The organism is Undibacterium sp. FW305-107 (assembly GCF_058788535.1).
Window position 1 is genome coordinate 26,555 of the sequence record NZ_JBYTAV010000009.1, and the last position, 19,791, is coordinate 46,345.

The following is a 19,791-nucleotide window of genomic DNA, read 5'->3' on the forward strand; positions in this document are numbered from 1 at the left end:
CAAATCCAGCGCCCTGGCTTAAAAGTCGTGGGCTGGTATTGTCGGCATAGGTTTAGTGAGGTTTTACTGAGGTGTCGCGCTATCGTTTGCAACAGGGCGGCTTGCTCTTGGCGGCAAATTACCGCCTTCACCTTCCCAGGTACTGATTTCGGTTTTATGCAATTTCTTGGCAGCATGTTTTTCGTGATATCGTTTTTTGCCAAAAGCAGTCATCAAAGCCCAACTGGCAAGACCGGCGACAAGGAACAAATGTTTAGCGGCTATCATATATTTCTCCAGGTTGTATTCAATTGCTTCAAACTCATTATTTTCAAACTCAATGCTTTAGAGATAATCGGCACTCAGGACCGTGAAATCGAAGTGAGGCTATTTTGCTGGCGTTTGATGCATTGCCTGATCACCTTCTGTGCATCACCGATGGCAACCTGGCATCTGGCATTGGTCAACATTTGATACCCGCTGGCACGCAATTGTTGCTTGCCCAGCAGGTGACCTATGCCCACGCTCAATGCGCCCTGCAGAAAAAAAATCCCACTTTTAAATAGACATGTATTCATTGCGATTTCTCCAGAAAATGGTGAATCCTGATCTATGCTGCAAGTCCTTGGCCATCATTCTTATTCCGCCAGCGTGTAGCTGTATTCCTATCAACTTGCATTGCATACTAGCATCGGCCTTAATGCCTCCATATAGGACATGGACACTAGCCTTTGTAGGAATAGATGAAGTAAACAGGGGCAAATCAGAAGTAAGTCACTGTAGGCAAACTGAATTTTCGCCGAGTGAAGTTGCAGTGCTGTGGCAGCAAATATGTATTCTGCAAGCATGATGCTTCAGGGCTGTTATCCCTGATCAGACGCTGCTTTTTTGAGCCCGGAAGAAATGGGTCTGACAGGTGCCGAGCATTGTTGTAGACCGCCCGAAGTTCGCCCTGCGACCAGTACCACGTCTGGCTCTACACCTGTTTGCACCATCTGCCCCAATCAGGTTGTTAACCAGATCCTGATCTCTTGAGTTCCTACATGCCAGCAAGCCCACGTCCGATACTGCTACTTCGCTCCGGGTTTTAGTATGTGCTTATGTCAAAGAGAGACGATTTCCTTGACGAAATTCCTGTCATGCCAGTAATCATGATGACAGGCAAGTTGTCGGCAAGCTGTTCTGCCTGCACATATAGCGGGCAATCATATTCAGCATTAACGCTGGCTTATTCACTACCAATAAAGGAAACATCATGGACAACGACGACATCATTTCTACCCTTAACGACCTGATAGAAACCAGCAAAGACGGTGAAGAAGGATTTAAAGTCTGCGCCGAAGATGCGAGTGGCCGCCATCCGCAACTCAAAGCCATGCTGGCTGAACGTGGGCGCGAATGTGCTCTTGCTGCTAACGAGCTGCAGGAACTGGTGCGTAATCAAGGTGGCGATCCAGAAACCAGCAGCAGCGTATCGGGCGCATTACATCGTGCATGGACCAATATCCGCACTGCCATCACTGGCAAGGATGATGAAACAGTACTCGACGAATGCGAACGTGGCGAGGATGTCGCGGTAAAAGCTTATCGCAAAGCCCTGGAACAAGACCTGCCTACTCATGTACGTCTGGTTGTAGAGCGCCAGTATCAAGGTGTGTTGCGCAACCATGACCTGATCAAAGCCCTGCGTAATCAGGTCAGAACCCATGCCTGAGCGGGATATTGATGCACTGTGAAATTACGTTTTGAAATTGCACTGTGATAATTGATCAACCAGCCTGGTATTCTTGAATAAATCCGCTGCGGTTCAAACCCAGCGGTTTTTTTATACGTTTACCTGGATGCATTCCAGTCAGCGATAGAGTCGCGAAGCAGTAAAACAGTTATAATTCACCGCATGAAAAAGCTGTTCCGACTATTTCTGTTATGTGTGCTGATGCTGGCTGTCCCTATGCAGGCAGCCTTGGCTGCGTCCAGGGCATGTTGTGCAGCTCAATATCAGCAGACTTCTGACAGTCAACAGCATGCACATCATGCACACCATACAGATGAATCAGGCCACAAAGCTACAATTGATCATGATGCCTCTGGCGACGAGTGTTGTGTTGCTGCTGCCATCCTGAGCACACTGCTGCCTGTTGCATTACTGCGTCCCACTTCAGAAAAAATCGACCTGATTTTTTCATCCTACGCCGGCCATATCGGCGATTGCCCTGATAAACCCCCAAGGTTCTGAATCCCGTAATTGTATTTACCCCTGAACTATTCGGGGTTTAACCATCATTGCTGCCGGCTTGCATGCTGGCGGACTATGTTCGCGCATGCGATGTCTAATCATCTGCAGCAGTGTGACGCTTCCATCATTGGACAAGGACAAAATTCATGAACACTATTCTAATAGCAAGCCGTACTGTGCTTGCCAGTATGCTGATGGTATCAGGTACCTCCATCGCCATCGCATCCGGCACGCACTCAGGTGGCCACAAACACGATGACGCCGCCACAGGCAAGCCTGGCAACGCCGCTGAAGTAAGCCGTATTGTTACTATAGATATGAATGACAATATGCGCTTTAAACCCGCCAGTTTGCAGGCCCGGCAAGGTGAAACCATACGTTTCATCATCAATAATTCGGGCAAACTCACACACGAGTTTGTACTGGGCACAGAAAAAGAGCTCAGGCAACACTATGAGTTGATGAAGAAAAATCCAGAAATGGAACATAGCGACCCCAATATGGTCACCCTGGCAGCAGGGCAGAGTGGTGAAGTGTTATGGCAATTCAGCAAGGCAGGCAAGATAGATTTCGCCTGCCTGCAACCCGGGCACTACGATGCGGGCATGAAAGGCAAAGTATTGGTCAGTAAGTCAGGGGCAGCCGCTGCAAGCAAGGCTCCCTCACATCAACATTAATGAAGATGACAAGGCTCTATATGAAATCGATCAAAATATTCGCAGCGGTCATGCTGCTGGGTATGAATTTGCAACTCGCGTATGCTCAAGAAATTAAAGCAGGCAGTGCAGATAGCAGTGTGACAGCAAGCGCCATCATTGATGCCTCTGAGGGGGAAGTCATCAAAATCGACAAAAGCAGCAACAAGATTACACTCAAGCATGGCCCTATCAAGAATCTTGATATGCCCGGCATGAGCATGGTCTTCAAAATCAAGGATGCTGCCATGCTCGACAAGCTGGTCATTGGTGACAAAGTCAGGTTCAGGGCAGAAAAAGCCAATGGCGCAATTTATGTGACCGATATTCAAACCGTAAAATAATAGTCAAAACCCAGGCTGATCAGACCAGGCAAGCCAGGGCTGGTCAGCCTGATCAATCCCAACCAAGCCTAACTAAGCCTAACTAAGCCGGAGAGGTACAAATGAAAAAATACGCATTGCTGCTCTCAATAAGCATCTTCACTTCTGTTGCCTGCGCCAGTGAGGCAACAGATGCACTCGATGCATTCCATGCTGCCCTGACCAAAGGCGACAAGGAAAAAGCAGCAGATTTGCTGGCACCTGATGTCATCATCTACGAATCTGGTCATGTAGAACGCTCAAGGGCAGAATACGCAGGCCATCACTTGTCAGAAGATATAGCCTTCGCCAAAACTGCAAGCCGCAAAGTTTTAAAAAGCAGCGAACGCATAGAAGGCAAGTTCGCCATGATCTGGCAAGAAACCGAGACCAGGGCGAAGTACAAGGATAAGGACATTCACATCTTCGGTACAGAAACCAGCCTGCTCGAAAAGCAGGGTGAGCAATGGCGCATCATCCATGTGCACTGGTCTTCGCGTAAACCTAAATAATGACTTGATTTTTGCATCATCAAACTTTGATTAATATCAAAGTTTGATGTGTGATTTGTTTTAGTCTCCAATCAGCATCATTTGGCAAACTGTGCGCCAGCGCACCGAAATCATCATCGTGGCATGTCACCATGACCATCAACATGCAAGAAGTATTGCTGATGCGCTTGATGGCGCAGGTTTAATCGTGGAGAAATCAAAATGCGCAAATTAGGGTTGTTATTGTCAATGATGGCCATGCTGATGCTTTCTGGTTGTGGCTACAACAGCTTCCAGAGTGGCGACGAACAAATCAAGTCTAGCTGGTCTGAAGTATTGAACCAGTATCAGCGTCGCGCAGATCTTGTGCCTAATCTGGTGAACACCGTCAAAGGCTTTGCGGCACAAGAGAAAGATGTATTGCTGGGTGTTACCAATGCCCGCGCCAAAGTTGGCAGCATACAGGCCACACCTGAATTGTTGACCAATCCAGAAGCCTTTGCCAAGTTCCAGTCAGCACAGGGTGAATTGTCCGGTGCCTTGTCCAGATTATTGGTTGTCACTGAAAATTATCCACAACTCAAATCCGATGCTAATTTTCGTGACCTGCAAGCCCAGCTTGAAGGTACGGAAAACCGCATTGCCGTTGCGCGCAATCGCTATATCAAGGCAGTGCAAGAATACAATGTGCTGGTACGTTCCTTCCCGTCCAATCTGACAGCCATGATGTTTGGTTACCAGGTTAAACCCAATTTCGCGGTGGAGAATGAGAAAGAAATTGCCAAACCACCCAAAGTGGATTTTGCCGCACCTGCGGCTAACAGCGCTGGCAGCGCAAAATGAACATCCCGCAAAAAACAGCGACAGCATTCTTCGCGTGCATGTTGTTGTTTGCCTTTGCTGTTCACGCACAGATTGCCGTACCACCCATACAAACCCGCGTTACAGACCAGACTGCCACACTCAGTGTTGAGCAAAAAAATGCACTGGAACAGAGCCTGCAAAACTTTGAAAACAAAAAGGGCAGCCAGCTTGCAGTGTTGATAGTGCCTACCACCGCGCCAGAAAGCATAGAGCAGTACGCCTTGCGCGTGGCAGAACAATGGAAACTGGGGCGCAAGAAAGTGGATGACGGCGTCATCCTGCTGGTTGCAAAAAATGACCGCAGCATGCGCATAGAAGTTGGTTATGGCCTCGAAGGCGCACTCAATGACGCCACTGCCAAGCGCATCATTGCCGAAACTATGACACCTTACTTCAAGCAAGGCGATTACTATGCAGGCATCAAAGCAGGTACAGACCAGATCATGCGCGTGATTGATGGCGAGCCTTTGCCGACGAAAGAACGGGGGCGCACAGTTGACGCCGGTGGCTTCCAGCAATATGCGCCAATATTGTTTGTGCTGGCGCTGGTTATTGGTGGTGTCTTGCGTGCCATATTTGGTAGATTGCCAGGTGCCATCATTACTGGTGGTGTCGTCGGCGTCATCGCCTGGTTTGTCATAGGTGCTGTCTCCATGGCAGTATTGGCCGCTGTCGTCGCATTGGTATTCAGCCTGTTCAGCGGTGTGCTGGGTGCGCGCGGCATTGGTGCTTATTATGGTGGCTCGGGACGCGGTGGCTTTGGCGGTGGAGGCGGGGGTTTTAGTGGCGGCGGAGGCAGCTTTGGCGGTGGCGGTGCATCGGGGCGGTGGTGATATGAAAAAACTCAATTTCCAACGCATCGCAAAACACTTGCTGAGCAGCCAGTCACAACTAAAACGTGCCTTCCCTGAGCAGTGTCTGCATGCCATAGAACTCGCCATCAAAGAGAGCGAAGCAACACATCTGGGCGAAATTCGTTTTGTCGTAGAAAGCGCATTGGATTGCCATGCGCTTTTTGCTGACCAGACCACCCGGGCTCGTGCCATTGAAGTCTTTTCTCAACTGGGTGTGTGGGATACTGAAGACAATAACGGTGTCCTGATCTATGTGCTATTGGCAGAGCGTGAGGTAGAAATCATCGCTGACAGAGGGATCTATCGCAAAACCGGAATCGATGTCTGGAACCAGGTTTGCCATTTGATGGAAACAGCCTTCAAACTGGGGCACTATGAAGAGGGTGCAATCAAAGGCATACAGACAGTTGGCCAGCATTTGATTACGCATTATCCCGCAAGTGGTGACAACAAAAACGAAATACCGGACAAGCCTGTTTTACTCTAGCAAATCAAAAACGACATATGCGTCCTTCACTTACACTGAGCGGCTAGCACCAAAATACGCCATCGTACCAGCGACGCATGACAGCAGTGTACCCCAGCAAATATCAATCGCCGTCAACATAGGCGACCATGCCTTCAGGGTCGCCAGGTTGCTGAGGTCATATGTCCCATAAGCCACCAGACCCAGTAATGCACAAAGGCAAGCCGCTTGCTGCCTGCTACGTGCACGCAAGGCAGGCACTACGCCAAATACCGTTAAGCCCAATGAATACAGGAGATAAAACAGCGCAGCCGGTGTCAGCCTGGGCTGCTCCAGCATCAAGTCACCCAGATAAGAGCGATAGGTATCCATCATCAACAGGCCCAGCCACACAGCGTCCAGCGCAAGTACGGCGAGTAACGCAACTCCATAAGCAATCAGTATTTGCTTCGCAGATGGTAATTTAATTGCAGGCGGAACGAGCATGGCTTGTCTTTTTGGAGATTGATGTGAAGTCAGTCACTATTTTACCCATTATGGACAAAATGACGGACTCTTCCGTGCACTAGATGATTCAATAAAAACATTGTCAAATGATGAATTTTTAGTGTCTAATGTCCTCACCATGAAAAGCTGATCTCATCCGAACAGCAAGTGTTTGCGAAGGATGCATACTTTTCATCATGATTTGAAATTTCTTTCTTTATAGCCACATTGCCGCATATCGTCATGCCATCGACTCTAAAACAGTTTTTTGCTTTTCTCACCCTGTGCACCATACTTTTTTCTGGTAATGCCACTGCCATGACCATGCTCAGGTCCAACCAGACCCTGATACTGTTTGGCAAAGTCGTGCCAGAAGACAGCCAGCTATTCCGCAAAAAACTGGAAGAGGGGCCGGTCAAAACAGTAGTAGTGACCGAAAGCCCCGGTGGCAATATGCGCGCCGCCTATGACATTGCGGCACTCATTACAGAAGGCAAAATGAATACCGCAGTCAATGGCAATTGCATGTCTGCCTGCGCACTCATTTTTATGGCTGGCACAGAAAGACAAATGCTTGTCAGCAAGCACCTGGAGCGCACACGCCTGGGTTTTCACGCCCCGCACAATAAAGTCACCAAAGAAATCTCCACAGCAGCCATCCCCAGGTTCCGTGAATGGTTGCTCAAGGTAACACAAGGCAAATTCCCTGAAGAAGTGTTGGACCGCGCCATGAACATAGAAAGTGCAGGTGACATGCTGTTCTTTTATTACCCCGACGAAAACTACCTTGGTGATATCCGTTTCTGCACCCAGGGCTCGCTGCGTTGCGAAGCCATGAAAGGCTACAACATCGTTAAAATCGGTATTTTGACGACTGCTGAATTGTTGAAGGTTGAAAGCCTGGATGACACATCGCAGAGTGCCACCAAACCACAGGAGTAGCTAACACGATCATTCCGCACGATGAGTTCAACAGCAGGCTTTCCATTCACCAAATAAAAGGAAATGAAATGAAAGACGCAACGACAGTCACAACCCTGTTTCCCGGTAAATTAACCGTCTGCACTTACGGTGGGTTCGCCCCGGTTTGCTATAAAGTGGAGAATAAGAAGCTCACAGGTCTGGACGTCTTCTTCCTGAAAAAATTTGCCGACAACCTGAAGTTGGACTTAGTATTGATAGAGCATGAATTCAAGGACATTTGGACTTTGCCTGGTAAGGATGATTGCGATATCGCTGCTGCGGGTATTCAACAACGTAAGGATCGGCCTGTAGGTGACTATGCATCATGGAGTGATTCCTACTTTCATGTTCAAAGGTCATTGCTGGTGCGCGCCACGGACAAAGAGACGTTTGACAAATATGAAACCGTGGCAGGCAAAAAAATAGTTGTCACCAAAGGATCAACCGCCGATCTTGATGCACATGCGCGTTACCTTCTTTGTCTCAAAACGATCGAGTATGTCGATCAGTATGTCACTTCCGAGTCTGATGCTCAGGCTGTCATTGTCGAACTCCTTATGGGTCGAAAGATAGACGCCTTTGCCGAAGGTGATGTCAGCAACAGCTACCTTGCAAAAACATACGGAGCAGGCACTTTGGCACTGGCAGATATCCACGATATCGCTGGTACGGACAAAGAGAGCTTCAATTTCGTCACCCGCAATGCCAGTTCAGGATTGCTGGAGGAGTTGAATATCTTCATAAAAAATAACATAGACAGTTACCCATTGGGGAAGGAAGAATATACAAATTAGCCAGCAGGTCCAATGTTGTCTTATACCCCAGCTAAGAAGTATGGCAGCAACTCTTTCGTCAGGCACGCAAAGAGTTGCTGTTCGCATTTGTACAGCCTTAGCGTCTAGCTAGTACTTGCGACCTCAATATCAGGCGGTGCAATTGTTCAGTGCACTGGCTGGCAGATAGTCTTTGGAAACAGAAGGTGGGCAAGCTCCCTGCAGCCGCTTGATCGCTTACCTCTCAACGACCCCAGCAATAGTGCGCTTGCTGCCAGCCAGCGCCTTTCCTATGCCAGTAAACGACACAACATTGAGAGGCAATTCCAAAAGCACATGCAAAAGGCTCAGGAAGAATAAAACCTGCAATCCCAGATTGTAATCATAAGCATACAACGCCATCGCCAACAGCCAAATCGCCATCGTCAAAACCAGGGTCTGCCTGGGAACCTTATGCCATTTGATGACTGATGTTTTTGAAAACCAGTTCAGGTAATGATAGGTGTAGGCAAAAGCAATAAACCGCATGATCACAAAACCCGCATTGCTGGTAAAAATCTCGCTGGTCTTTTGCAGCGTATCGAGATGAAAAATATTGATCAAACTAAAATTCAATAATTCAAATTGAAAATAACTTTTGTGAACATAATCACTCACCAAATACTGCAAGCTCTCTGGCTTGACAAGAAAAAAACTTGCTGCACATACGATCAAAACCGCGATAGACAAATACCCCGAAAATGATTTTTCTTTCAAGGCACCAAACAACATAAACGCCAGGGTAAAAATAAAGACGTGAATAACGGTGGGAAGAAAAAGACCAACCCAGATTAAATAATCTGGAGACTTATTGACCAGACCCACAGCCAGCAAGGCCAACACCGCAAGCGCAATACGATAAAGCCTGTCTTCTACCAGCGCAAAAATAAGCGACAAAAAAACAGCAAGCGCAACTACGTCCGCGGCAAAAGTGCTGTCTTTAGATAGATGTAAAAAGGCCGGGAAGAAAAGCAAAACAAAGCACAAACCCATCAAGAAAATAAAATCGTATTTGCCCTTGGTGAAATAATTTTTTTTATGCAGCCAGCCTATTTCGGTCAGGTAATGCAATGGCCCCAGTACGCCGTAAGAGAATAAAAATAATTCGAAAGGAATGACGAACGCAATGACGCAGGAAAAAATAATTAGGGAGGTGTTGATGTAGTTAATGCGGTTGGTGGTCATAATTTACAACGTCGATAAAATAAGGAATTTGACGCACTCATCGCACACGCACTGATACAGACGTGTGCTAGATTTTAGTTATGTCACTGATATTACTAAACTTCTTTCTATACAGGATGCTATAAAATATTTTCCCTAACCATGTACCCGACGGTTGATTCTCTTTTTACTAAAAAATCTAATATTATGAGTAAGCGATCTCGTAATAATTTGGTTTTCCGTATCTGTTCTCGATGTTTGAATACATACTTTCGAACAAAATTTTCTATGTAATGTACTGTATAAACTTCCAATTCCATTCGTTCATAATTTTCATTTTTTTCTAAAATGTTCGAAATCCATACTAATCCATCGTCTAAATAGATACTGCCAATTCCGTCAAGTAGTTTTGATATTGAGTACAGAACGGACGGATATTGACCAAATTCATCTGAAATTTCTTTAAAAAACCTTCTATCTTCGCCTTTTAGTGAATGCCATTCCTTAATGTTTTCTCTCCACTGAATTCCCGCAAAAAGGAAGTTTTTAAATATTTTATTAAAGTATTTTTTTTCTTTATCATTTTTGCTAATCAAAAATAGCTTATGTTTAAAGGAATTCCAAACTATCCAAAAATTTTCATACTTATTCAATTGATCTTGAACTGAAATAAAATCGTTGAATAAATTTGAAAGAGCTTTAAAATTTCCGCAACAATCAATAACTGGGGCCAGGAAGTTTTGAATTTCTTTTGCGTCTGAATTTAAAATGAAATGAGCATAATTTTCCAAGAATGCTTGGGTGACTTTATAGTCAGATTGATCGTCTTGCTCATCAGATGTTAATTCTTTAACGAAGACCGAAATAATTGTCTTTGCAATTTCCTTATCTTGATCAGAGATGACTTCTTGAGGGAGTAACTCAAATGTAGTTCCAAGGATATCTAGAGCATAGTTTTTAATCACGTCAATTTCTTGCATCAGCAGAGTGTTGTTTGCAAACTGTTGCGACGCTGTTGAATTTTCTGAGAAAAGACGTTCTAGCATATTCTCCGGGAAAAAATCAGAATCATCTCCCTTTAAATTTTCCTGATAACGCAACTGACATAGTTCATCATATTTGGGCTTAAAAAACAAATATCCAAAAAAGATGCTTCTAGCGTCGTCAATGTTAATCCTCCGCAATTGTTTAACAGCATGAACTATAGCCGTTCTGATTTGCCTGTTCCCAAATGTACTGGAATATGACTCATTGAGTAAGCTGCGAAGAAGGAAAAGTTTAATTTGTGCTTTTTCTTCCGGAAATCTTGCTACTAAAATTGGAAGTATAGAAATTGCTGGCTTTATTCCCTCAGAAATCTCATACCGATAATCTAGCTTTAGCGATTGAGAAATAAAATCCAATACTACATTTTTGCAGAACGTTGCATTTTCAGCTAAATCGTCCAAATAATCCCTTAATAGAACAGAGCATACATATATAGGTATAGATTTATTGAATGAGCGAAAAAAATCGTTTTTTGAATCTTCTAACTTATCCAAAATTTCTTTCACATGGGTCAGCGCAATTAATGGGTCATTCTCGTAAATATTGGAATTCTGGTGAATATTCTCAAAATTAAGTTTGCTTTCAGCCCAAATTTTTAAAGAGCTGTAGTCCCATGGCTCTGAGCTACCTCGTGTAACTGATTCACTGTATTCTTTTAACTCATTATCTAAAGTTGGACTCAACTTTATCAGAACGCCAGAGTCAGTTTTTTCTGAAGATACTTCCATTTTCCTCCTGTCCATTCTGGCTAGGAAAATCCTCCAAGTTTTATCAGATGAGTTCTGCTTCAATGTGGGAGGTAGTCCGCTGTAGTAGGTGTCCAGAATTTCCCATAATGATTTCTGTATTTCTGATGCCTTAGCTTCGTCTGTTTTTGAACTTGCGAAGAATTGCATACTTAGAAAAATTTGTTCTAATGAGGTACTTCGATGCTTATCCTTACAGGTTTTTAATCGCTCCTCTCTGTACAAATCATCTTTCCAGTTGCCCAGCCCGAAGCTGATAGAGTATAAGGAAGTTGCGCTTTGCTCGTTAGCCATGCGTACAGTATCATTCAGAATGAATTCTTTTGTTTTAAAAAGAATTTTTGCGATGTTTAAAGTATTTTCTGGGTAGGCGAGTACTATGCTTGCCACGATTGCAGAGATTGATGCTGACTTCGAGTTCTTTAATAAATGTATTAAACACGTTTCTAAGGTCTTAGAATCTTCCGTCCGTCCAATATCCAAGAGGAATTTTTCCAAAGCCATGTGGATCGATTGAAGTAAATTAGGAGAGACAGGCGAACTTGTTCCGCGATACATAAGCCATAGGCCTTGGCTAAAATACTGATCTACACATGTATTTTCATCTATCCAAACATTAACTTTTATTACGGAATTATCTATATTAGATTGTGAATAGGATTCAATTGCGGTATTAGTAAAATCTAAGATAAAGTCGATTGTTGCCAGCGTATTTGTTTTTAGCAATAAATATATTGGTGTTTGATATGCGCTTGGCGGAAAATATTCATGAGAATCCTGCTCAACACCAAAAGCACTCTCAATTTTTTGACGAGAATAATAAGTTGACTTTACTTGTTTGGAGGGGCTTGTCCAAAATAGACTAGCCAGTTGAAGAACTGAGTTCGGAATTGCAGAACATAAAGGAGCGGCTTCCATTTTAGTTAAAATATATTTTGAAAAATCAAAATATGGATCTTTGTAAGTCCTCCAGTTGTTTTTAATGATCTTTTCTATCAAACTGGTCAGTTCTGTAGAAATCTCCGAAGCGCCATGAGCAATAGTCCCGAAAAGTTGATCTTGTTTCTCACCTCGAACAGAATTTCTTTTTTCACTGAAAGACCATACATAGTATTTCAGCGCTATAGAACTGGCTAATAGAGTTGTTTGACCAGTTTTAAATTTATTATTCCAATCGTGAATAATTGGTAAGATAAACCCAATATTTTGAATGCCAATGGCGTCAAGATTATCAAAGACAAACCTAATCACTGCTTTCCAACCATGCCCTTTGGGCTTAGTGAACACATAATGAAGCGAAAACAGATGTGTGCTTTTATAGCCTACTTGTTTTAACAGTTCGTTATCAATTTCTTTACAAGCCATCCTCAAGAAAAGAGCAATTTTTTTAAGTGGCGCTTGTCCATTGCTCAATAAATCAGACTTAAAAATGTTGAAGAATATATCGGCATAATCAGATAGTAAGACAGATACAATTATTTCGTCTTTCCAGTGAGACTTTATCTCTTCGTCCCTTACGATGTCTTCAATAAAATCTTTAATGGATTCATCAAATTGAAGCATTTCCGAAAGCCAAACTCTAAAGCATCTTCGAATCGGTAAAGACTGTCCAATCTCGTCAAAAAATTTTTGATTTGAATTCCGTTTGCTGAAAGCAATTCCAATTATTTTCTCTAATGCCCATTCTTCATAAATATCATGAGTAATAAAATATCCTGCAGATTCATGTCCTAAAACTCCATCTTTTACAAGTTCACCATCCAGGATGATGGAATCACATTCTGGAGTTACAAAAAATTGACCTTCATTCGCACGTTGCAGAGCAAGTTTTAGAAAACAAGTTTCTCTGCTTGGGTTAGATTTTTTTACGTTAATGTCCCATAATTTTTCTTTAAATGCGGCGTAATTTAATTGGTCTTTATGACTATAATATTTTAAATATTGATTTAGATAAAAAGGATTTCTAATCAGTTCCAAAAGCTTCAGATCGGAAGGAAGCTGAAAAGAATATTTATCTGCAATACTGCTGAGTTCGTTGATCTCAAGAATATCTACACTTAGGTTTACTGGGAATATTCCATAAATTTCGCAAAACTGAAAATTCAAATTTTCTAAGTAATTATTTCTAGTTGTAAAAATTATCCTCCAGCCGTCGTCAATTAAGATTTTCAGGAACTCTTTGAACGGTTCTGAATTTTTTAGATCAAGTAGTTTTTCAGCAGAATCAATTACAACAACTTTGTAAATTTCATCTTTGTGAGCTTGAGAAAATTCAGTGACTGTACAGCCTGAAAATATGGCATCTGCGTTACTTAATTCAAATTCAGTTGCTTTAAATATGAAGAAGGGAATGTGTTCTTCAGAAATGCCAAAGAATTTTTTTATCAGACCAGTTTTGCCGACACCACCGACACCGCTTACGATGGAAATTTTGAGGGATTCTTCTGTTAGTTTTTTAAAAGAATTGCTTCGATCGATTTCAATGATCTGTGAATTGAATTCTATTTGTGCATGTATAGTACTGAGCAGCGTTTTTGAATGAGTTTGCTGTTTTTTTATTACATCAAAGATGCTCGTCTCAAAACAAAAGAAGTGTTTTGCAATGGTTTCATTTTCAGAAGCAACAAATGCCGACTCAAAAAAACTGGATGTCTTCCATATTAATTTAATATTGAGCGATTCAGCTTTTGCCTCAATTTCAATCAAGCCTTTTGGCTTTTTTCCTTTAGCTTGACCCCAATCTTGATTGGAATAGAGAACTATTTTCTGAATAGTCGGATAATCGCGCTTCGCCTTTTCGATAGTTTCTAGTAATTCGTCTTTATTCTTTGAGATCGAGTCTTCATAATATTTGGCCTGCCAGCCAATTATTTCGCCCTGGAATTCAATGGGACTAGTTTCGATGGCTGACTGATTCTTGTATCTAAAAATGCCAAATCGCTGATTAAATTCCTGACAGAATAGTAAATAGGAGAACCATTCAAAGTTGCTTTGTGTATTATCACTAAATTTTGCAGCAAAAATCTTCCAATTGGGCTTTATCATTTTATGCCTATCAAATTTTATAAGGGCGATCCTGATTAGAAATCACGATTCAAATGTAACTTTTTGACTGGCGCTTAAATTTGACTAGTTGTATAAATTTTAACTCTGGAAACTTGTGATTGCATCAAGAGTCCCAATAAGAATTTATCTGGTCAATTTTAGATTAGTTAAATAGATAATATGATGATTGCTGTGAATTTACTAATTCGATTGATTTTTTCAGCAATGATTGAATTGCCTCGCAAATAACGTCTGAATTTTCTATAGATATTTAGTTGATAGTTTCAATCATTAGGAATATGGGCAATCCTTTATTCGGAGATGGAAATACGCTTTACTATATTAATGTAAGCCGTTAAGTAGAAAAAACAAAAAACCCGCTAAAGCACAAGGCTAAAAGCGGGTTCTTTGCATCTGGCAGATCGCTCTGCAAGAAAATTCTGGTGGTGATAGGTGGACTTGAACCACCGACCCCAGCATTATGAGTGCTGTGCTCTAACCAACTGAGCTATATCACCAAGAAGCCTGCGATTATGTCAGTTTGGCTTTTGGCTGTCAATATGCAAAACCAGATTTTGATGGAAACTGCGGCTATTTTTGCTTAAAAAGCAAAGCATTTCTGGTTTTGTGTCTGCATTATGCTGCGTATTGTTAAAAGTGAGATTCGCACTGAGGTTCTGACCAAAGCTCGTAGTGAGCTTGGCTGGGGTTCACTTTGGGATTGCTAATGCCTGCCTGACGCTCTCCATGATTTGCGCTTGGGCGTCGGTTGCCAGGCAGTCGATGATGATGCGGTTTGGCATGGATCTTAGCCAGGTGACCTGGCGTTTGGCGAGTTGGCGGGTGGCGATGATGCCTAGTTCGCGCATTTCTGCCAGGGTGGTCATGCCATCGAGATAGTCCCAGGCCTGGCGGTAGCCTACGCAGCGTATGGATGGCAGGTTGGCGTGCAGGTCTGGTCTTTGTTTCAAGGCTTTGACTTCATCAATAAAGCCTTGCTGTAGCATGGTGTCAAAGCGCAGGGCGATGCGCTGGTGCAGCACGCTGCGGTCTGATGGTTCCAGTGAGATGGCGTGCATGTCGAAGGGTGGGGCGGCGCGTTCCTGTTTGGCCAGCAGGGCGGACATGGGCTGGCCGGTGATGGCGATGATTTCCAGGGCGCGTTGTATGCGCTGGCTGTCTTGTGGTTTGAGCCTTGCTGCGGTTTCGGGGTCCAGGGTTGCCAGTCTGGCGTGCAGGCCGGGTACGCCTATGCGGGCGGCTTCTGCATCCAGTTCTGCGCGTATGGCGGGGTCTGCACCTGGCAGGTCGTCAAGGCCATCCATCAGGGCTTTGAAATACATCATGGTGCCGCCTACCAGCAGGGGCAGCTTGCCTCTGGCTTGTATCTCGCTGACCAGTCTTTGCGTGTCCTTGCGAAACTGCGCTACTGAATAGGACTCTGCCGGGTCGATGATGTCGATCAGGTGGTGGGGTACGGCGGCCAGTTCTTCTGCATTGGGTTTGGCCGTGCCTATGTTCATGTCGCGGTAGACCAGGGCAGAATCGACGGAGATGATTTCTGCCGGATAATGGCGCGCAATTTCCAGCGCGGCGGCGGTTTTGCCTGAGGCGGTTGGCCCCATGATGGCGATAACTTTGGTGACGGACATATTCATACAGGTTGTTCTGCCGGGATCAGCATTGGTAAGACGCGGGCGGCGATAAAAATGAGACTGCCCATGCTGCAGGCGATGATGGCGAGTGGGTAGACCGTGCCATCATGCGTGGCACCAACGATGCTGCCGACGATAAAGGCGACCAGCATATACAGCGCACCCATGAGGCCAGCCGCAGTGCCCGCCTGCTGCGGGAAAGGCGAGACAGAATTGGATTGTGAAATAGGGAAGTTAATGCCATGCGCACCCATGGTCATGAACATGATGGGCGGTATCATGGTCCAGTGTTGCACACCTGCCAGTGTCATTGCCAGAAAAGTAGCGCCCGCAGCGAGAGACAGGCTGCTGCCTATGCGCATGGTGATTTTCGTGCCAAAGCGTGCATGCAAGCGGCGGCAGATCACGGTGCCACTGAGGTAGCCGGATACACCAAAGGCAAAACAATAACCAAACCAGGCTGTTGGCAGAAGCAGCACCTTGATCAGTACAAAGGATGCGCCTGAGATGAAGACAAAGATTGAGCCATACGACAAGGCACCCGGCAATGCATATACCCAGAACACCGGCGCACCGAGCACGATACGGTAATTGCGCAGCAAGCCGCTGACGTTGGTGGCCTTGGCATCTTTATACAGATTGGTTTCTGGCAGGCGCAAGATGACCACGATGAGCAGGGCCGCTGCCAGCAGGGCATGCACAAAAAACGCTGCGCGCCAGCCTAGATTGACTTGCAAGAATGAACCCAGGATAGGCCCGAGCAAAGGTGCGGCAGATACCCAACTGCTGGCTTTTGAAATGACCTTGATACTGTCTTGTGGATCATAAGCATCGCGCACTATCGCACGCGCAATGATGACCGCAGAACAGCAGCCCAGCGCCTGCAGGAAGCGCGCAATGATCAGCATGCCCATGCTTTGCGATGCACCACACAGGAGGCTGGCCAGCAGATAAAGGCTGAGCCCGGCGATGACGACAGGGCGGCGGCCAAAGCGGTCAGATAGTGGGCCTATGACCAGTTGCGCGCCACCAAAGCCAGCTACGAAAATGGACAGCGTCAGTTGCACCGTTGAGGCAGGCACATCAAACACTGCCGCCAGGCTGGGCAGGGATGCCAGGTACAGGTCAGTCGATAGCGGTTGCAGCATCAGAAATGCGGCAATCAAAAAGAACAGCGGCGCTGTCGAGAATTGGGCGATGGCCTGGGCTGGCTGGTTCATGGCTGCTTCTGAAGTCTGCACTTTATTTAGCACGTCACTGCCCACGCAAGAACATCTTGTCGAGATCATTCAAACCCAGTTGCACCCAGGTCGGGCGGCCATGGTTACACTGGTCCGAGCGTTCTGTATGTTCCATCTGGCGTAGCAGGGCATTCATTTCTGGCACGGTCAGGCTACGGTTGGCGCGCACGGCGGTGTGGCAGGCCAGGGTGCCCAGCAATTCATTGCGTCTGTCTATCAACACGCGCGAGCCACCAAATTCACGCACTTCACGCAAGACATCGCGTGCCAGTGACTGGGCATCGGCATTCTTCAAGAGAGCTGGTACGGCGCGCACGGCCAGCGTAGTCGGCGAGATGGCGGCCATGTCAAAGCCCAGCGCCTTGAGTGTGTCCTGATGTTCTTCTACCGTGCCGACTTCTACTGCATCGGCAAAGAAGGTGATGGGGATCAGCATGGGTTGCACCGGCATGCTGTTTTCATCGAGGGCGTTTTTTAACTGTTCGTAGAGTATGCGTTCATGGGCGGCATGCATGTCCACCAATACCAGGCCCTTGCTGTTTTGTGCCAGCACATAGACGCCGTGCAATTGGGCGAGGGCGAAGCCTAATGGGTAGTCGTCATCTGGCAGGCTGTTGGCAAACTGGTTGGCGGGTGCATAGCTGGCACCTGCTTCATTGACGCCACTACTGATACCCGGGCTGAAGAAAGCGCCATAGCTTTCCATGCTTTGGGTGACGCCGCCATTGGGCTGCTGGCGGTAGGGATTTTGATAGGCATTGCCGTAGCCGCTGCCATTGCTTCCACCTCCGCCACCAGCATAAGGGGATGGATTGGCAAACTGCGATGCAAAGGTGGTTTGCTCACCGGATATCCAAGGCGTGCCTCCATTTGCAGGTGCAGCTATGCCGGAGCCAGCAGACATGGGGCCGGGGACAGTACCAAATGCCGTCGCCGATGTTTGCGCCAAGGCGCGGCTGACTGCATGGAAGACAAACTGGTGCACAGAGCGGCTATCGCGGAAGCGTACTTCTATCTTCGATGGGTGTACGTTCACATCGACCAGTGCCGGGTCGAGGTCCAGCCCCAGCACATAGGATGGATAACGGTCACCATGTAAAACGTCCTGATAGGCAGCGCGCACGGCATGCGTCAGCAGTTTGTCACGCACGAAGCGGCCATTGACGTAAAAGAACTGGGCATCGGCGCGGGCCTTGGATGCTGTCGGCAGGCCGACAAAACCGTGTATGCGCAGGGGGCCCGCACTTTCATCGAGGGACAGGCGGGCATTCGAGAATGCCTCACCCAAAATCTGCGCGCTGCGCTTGTCTATGGCGCTGACGTTCCAGTGGTCTACTGCCTTGCCATTATGACTTAGTGAAAACGAGACATCGGGTCTGGCCAGGGCTATGCGGCGCACGATCTCGGCGCAGTGGCCAAACTCTGTCTGCTCAGACTTTAAAAACTTGCGCCTGGCCGGGGTGTTGTAATACAGGTCTTGCACATCCACGGTCGTGCCTTGCGCGCCGGAAGCGGGGGAGACCTTGCCGTTTTCTATCTGCCAGGCATGTGGTGCATCGGCGGTGCGGGTAGTCAGCGTCAGCAATGATACCGAGGCGATGGAGGCCAGCGCCTCACCACGGAAGCCAAGAGTGGCGACATGTTCAAGCTCATCCAGGCTGGCAATCTTGGATGTTGCATGGCGGGCCACGGCCAGCGTTAACTGGTCTGGCGGTATGCCGCGGCCATTGTCGGTGATGGCAATGCGCTTGACGCCGCCTTCTTCCAGACGGATGACGACATTGCTGGCACCGGCATCGAGGGCGTTTTCCAGTACTTCCTTGACGACGGCAGAGGGCCTTTCAACGACTTCGCCAGCGGCGATCTGGGAAATCAGGTTGTCGGGCAGGGCCAAGATGGGGCGATGGGTAGCAGGGTTCGAATTCATGCCATGATTATACCTGTCAGGCGTCTCAGACATTGCCGTCTGGTGTATGATTGCGGCGGCTTTATGTACAGACTATCTAGACCCTGGGACAATAATGGATTTTATGCAACTCCTCGACGTGATTTTGCACGTCGATAAAATGCTGGGCAGTTTCGTTACGCAGTATGGTGCACTGGTGTATGTCATTTTGTTCGCCATCGTGTTTTGTGAAACGGCCTTTGTGGTTTTCCCATTCTTGCCTGGGGATTCATTGTTATTCATTGCAGGTGCCCTTTGTGCTGCGCCTGATTCCCCCATCAATGTCTGGGTGCTGATCGCCTTGCTGGTGATCGCCTCTATCACTGGTAACTCCATCAATTACTGGATAGGCAGTCTGCTGGGTCATAAGGTCATGGAAAAAGATTTCCGCTGGATAGACCGCAATGCCTTGATGAAGACGCATATGTTTTATGAAAAACATGGCGGCAAGACAGTAGTGCTGGCGCGCTTTATTCCTTTGGTGCGTACCTTTGCCCCTTTTGTGGCAGGTTTTTCCGAGATGACGCACAAGACTTTCCAGCTCTACAATGTACTTGGTGCCTTTTTGTGGGTATTCAGCGTGGTACTCAGTGGTTACTATTTTGGTAATATCCCTATTCTGCGCGACCATTTGAATACCGTCGTCCTGATTGGTGTTGGTGCGGCGGTTGTGCCTGTCGTGCTGGGTGGCCTGTGGAGACTCTTCAGGGGCAAACGCAAACCTTCTTGAAAGCGGGTCT

The 19,791-nt window shown here is 46.3% G+C and carries 18 protein-coding genes and 1 tRNA gene; 10 read left to right on the forward strand and 9 right to left on the reverse strand.

The window, feature by feature from the left end; genetic code table 11:
* Nucleotides 1–63 precede the first annotated feature (63 nt).
* Nucleotides 64–267, reverse strand: coding sequence for a hypothetical protein (locus tag AC3WQT_RS19875; RefSeq protein ID WP_492706341.1), 204 nt, complete (start codon nt 265–267; stop codon nt 64–66).
* Between the two features lie 74 nt (nt 268–341).
* On the reverse strand, nt 342–557 hold the full coding sequence (locus AC3WQT_RS19880; protein ID WP_492706343.1) for a hypothetical protein: 216 nt from the start codon (nt 555–557) through the stop codon (nt 342–344).
* Nucleotides 558–1,234: 677 nt separating this feature from the next.
* On the opposite strand from AC3WQT_RS19880, the gene AC3WQT_RS19885 reads away from it, so the two are divergent.
* The 7 genes from AC3WQT_RS19885 to AC3WQT_RS19915 all read left to right on the forward strand — a co-directional run bounded on the left by AC3WQT_RS19885 (nt 1,235) and on the right by AC3WQT_RS19915 (nt 5,968).
* On the forward strand, nt 1,235–1,693 hold the full coding sequence (locus AC3WQT_RS19885) for a PA2169 family four-helix-bundle protein (protein WP_492706344.1): 459 nt from the start codon (nt 1,235–1,237) through the stop codon (nt 1,691–1,693).
* Between the two features lie 668 nt (nt 1,694–2,361).
* Nucleotides 2,362–2,892, forward strand: coding sequence for a cupredoxin domain-containing protein (locus AC3WQT_RS19890; RefSeq protein ID WP_492706346.1), 531 nt, complete (start codon nt 2,362–2,364; stop codon nt 2,890–2,892).
* 20 nt (nt 2,893–2,912) lie between these two features.
* The gene (locus tag AC3WQT_RS19895) at nt 2,913–3,254 is read left to right on the forward strand and encodes a copper-binding protein (RefSeq protein WP_492706348.1); all 342 of its coding nucleotides are present in this window, start codon (nt 2,913–2,915) and stop codon (nt 3,252–3,254) included.
* Between the two features lie 101 nt (nt 3,255–3,355).
* On the forward strand, nt 3,356–3,784 hold the full coding sequence (locus tag AC3WQT_RS19900; RefSeq protein ID WP_492706350.1) for a YybH family protein: 429 nt from the start codon (nt 3,356–3,358) through the stop codon (nt 3,782–3,784).
* Nucleotides 3,785–3,985: 201 nt separating this feature from the next.
* Nucleotides 3,986–4,606: a LemA family protein gene (locus tag AC3WQT_RS19905; RefSeq protein ID WP_492706352.1), complete on the forward strand. Its 621-nt coding sequence runs from the start codon at nt 3,986–3,988 to the stop codon at nt 4,604–4,606.
* Complete coding sequence (locus tag AC3WQT_RS19910; RefSeq protein WP_492706354.1) at nt 4,603–5,460, forward strand: TPM domain-containing protein; 858 nt, start codon at nt 4,603–4,605, stop codon at nt 5,458–5,460. Before AC3WQT_RS19905 ends, AC3WQT_RS19910 begins: the two co-directional genes overlap by 4 nt.
* A 1-nt stretch (nt 5,461) precedes the next feature.
* On the forward strand, nt 5,462–5,968 hold the full coding sequence (locus AC3WQT_RS19915; protein ID WP_492706356.1) for a TPM domain-containing protein: 507 nt from the start codon (nt 5,462–5,464) through the stop codon (nt 5,966–5,968).
* A gap of 30 nt (nt 5,969–5,998) precedes the next feature.
* Here AC3WQT_RS19915 and AC3WQT_RS19920 read toward each other — a convergent pair whose 3' ends face one another.
* A complete protein-coding gene (locus AC3WQT_RS19920; protein ID WP_492706357.1) occupies nt 5,999–6,433 on the reverse strand; it encodes a DUF2177 family protein in 435 nt (144 codons plus the stop codon).
* A 243-nt stretch (nt 6,434–6,676) separates the two neighbouring features.
* Between AC3WQT_RS19920 and AC3WQT_RS19925 the strand changes: the two genes are divergently transcribed.
* Both AC3WQT_RS19925 and AC3WQT_RS19930 read left to right on the forward strand, forming a co-directional pair.
* Nucleotides 6,677–7,375, forward strand: a complete 699-nt coding sequence (locus AC3WQT_RS19925) for a hypothetical protein (RefSeq protein WP_492706358.1) — start codon at nt 6,677–6,679, stop codon at nt 7,373–7,375.
* A gap of 68 nt (nt 7,376–7,443) precedes the next feature.
* Nucleotides 7,444–8,190, forward strand: coding sequence for a substrate-binding periplasmic protein (locus AC3WQT_RS19930; RefSeq protein WP_492706360.1), 747 nt, complete (start codon nt 7,444–7,446; stop codon nt 8,188–8,190).
* A gap of 216 nt (nt 8,191–8,406) precedes the next feature.
* Here the strand turns inward: AC3WQT_RS19930 and AC3WQT_RS19935 are convergent, their stop codons facing one another.
* From AC3WQT_RS19935 to mutL, 6 genes are all read right to left on the reverse strand, one after another.
* Nucleotides 8,407–9,393, reverse strand: coding sequence for a hypothetical protein (locus AC3WQT_RS19935; protein ID WP_492706361.1), 987 nt, complete (start codon nt 9,391–9,393; stop codon nt 8,407–8,409).
* Nucleotides 9,394–9,512: 119 nt separating this feature from the next.
* The gene (gene avs4, locus AC3WQT_RS19940; protein WP_492706363.1) at nt 9,513–14,210 is read right to left on the reverse strand and encodes an AVAST type 4 anti-phage nuclease Avs4; all 4,698 of its coding nucleotides are present in this window, start codon (nt 14,208–14,210) and stop codon (nt 9,513–9,515) included.
* 441 nt (nt 14,211–14,651) lie between these two features.
* Nucleotides 14,652–14,728 (reverse strand) — tRNA-Met (locus AC3WQT_RS19945).
* A gap of 192 nt (nt 14,729–14,920) precedes the next feature.
* On the reverse strand, nt 14,921–15,868 hold the full coding sequence (gene miaA, locus AC3WQT_RS19950) for a tRNA (adenosine(37)-N6)-dimethylallyltransferase MiaA (RefSeq protein WP_492706365.1): 948 nt from the start codon (nt 15,866–15,868) through the stop codon (nt 14,921–14,923).
* Nucleotides 15,865–17,085, reverse strand: coding sequence for a multidrug effflux MFS transporter (locus AC3WQT_RS19955; RefSeq protein WP_492706367.1), 1,221 nt, complete (start codon nt 17,083–17,085; stop codon nt 15,865–15,867). Before AC3WQT_RS19955 ends, miaA begins: the two co-directional genes overlap by 4 nt.
* A gap of 34 nt (nt 17,086–17,119) precedes the next feature.
* On the reverse strand, nt 17,120–19,033 hold the full coding sequence (gene mutL / locus AC3WQT_RS19960; RefSeq protein ID WP_492706369.1) for a DNA mismatch repair endonuclease MutL: 1,914 nt from the start codon (nt 19,031–19,033) through the stop codon (nt 17,120–17,122).
* A 94-nt stretch (nt 19,034–19,127) separates the two neighbouring features.
* Between mutL and AC3WQT_RS19965 the strand changes: the two genes are divergently transcribed.
* The gene (locus AC3WQT_RS19965; RefSeq protein WP_492706370.1) at nt 19,128–19,781 is read left to right on the forward strand and encodes a VTT domain-containing protein; all 654 of its coding nucleotides are present in this window, start codon (nt 19,128–19,130) and stop codon (nt 19,779–19,781) included.
* The last annotated feature ends 10 nt before the right edge of the window (nt 19,782–19,791 follow it).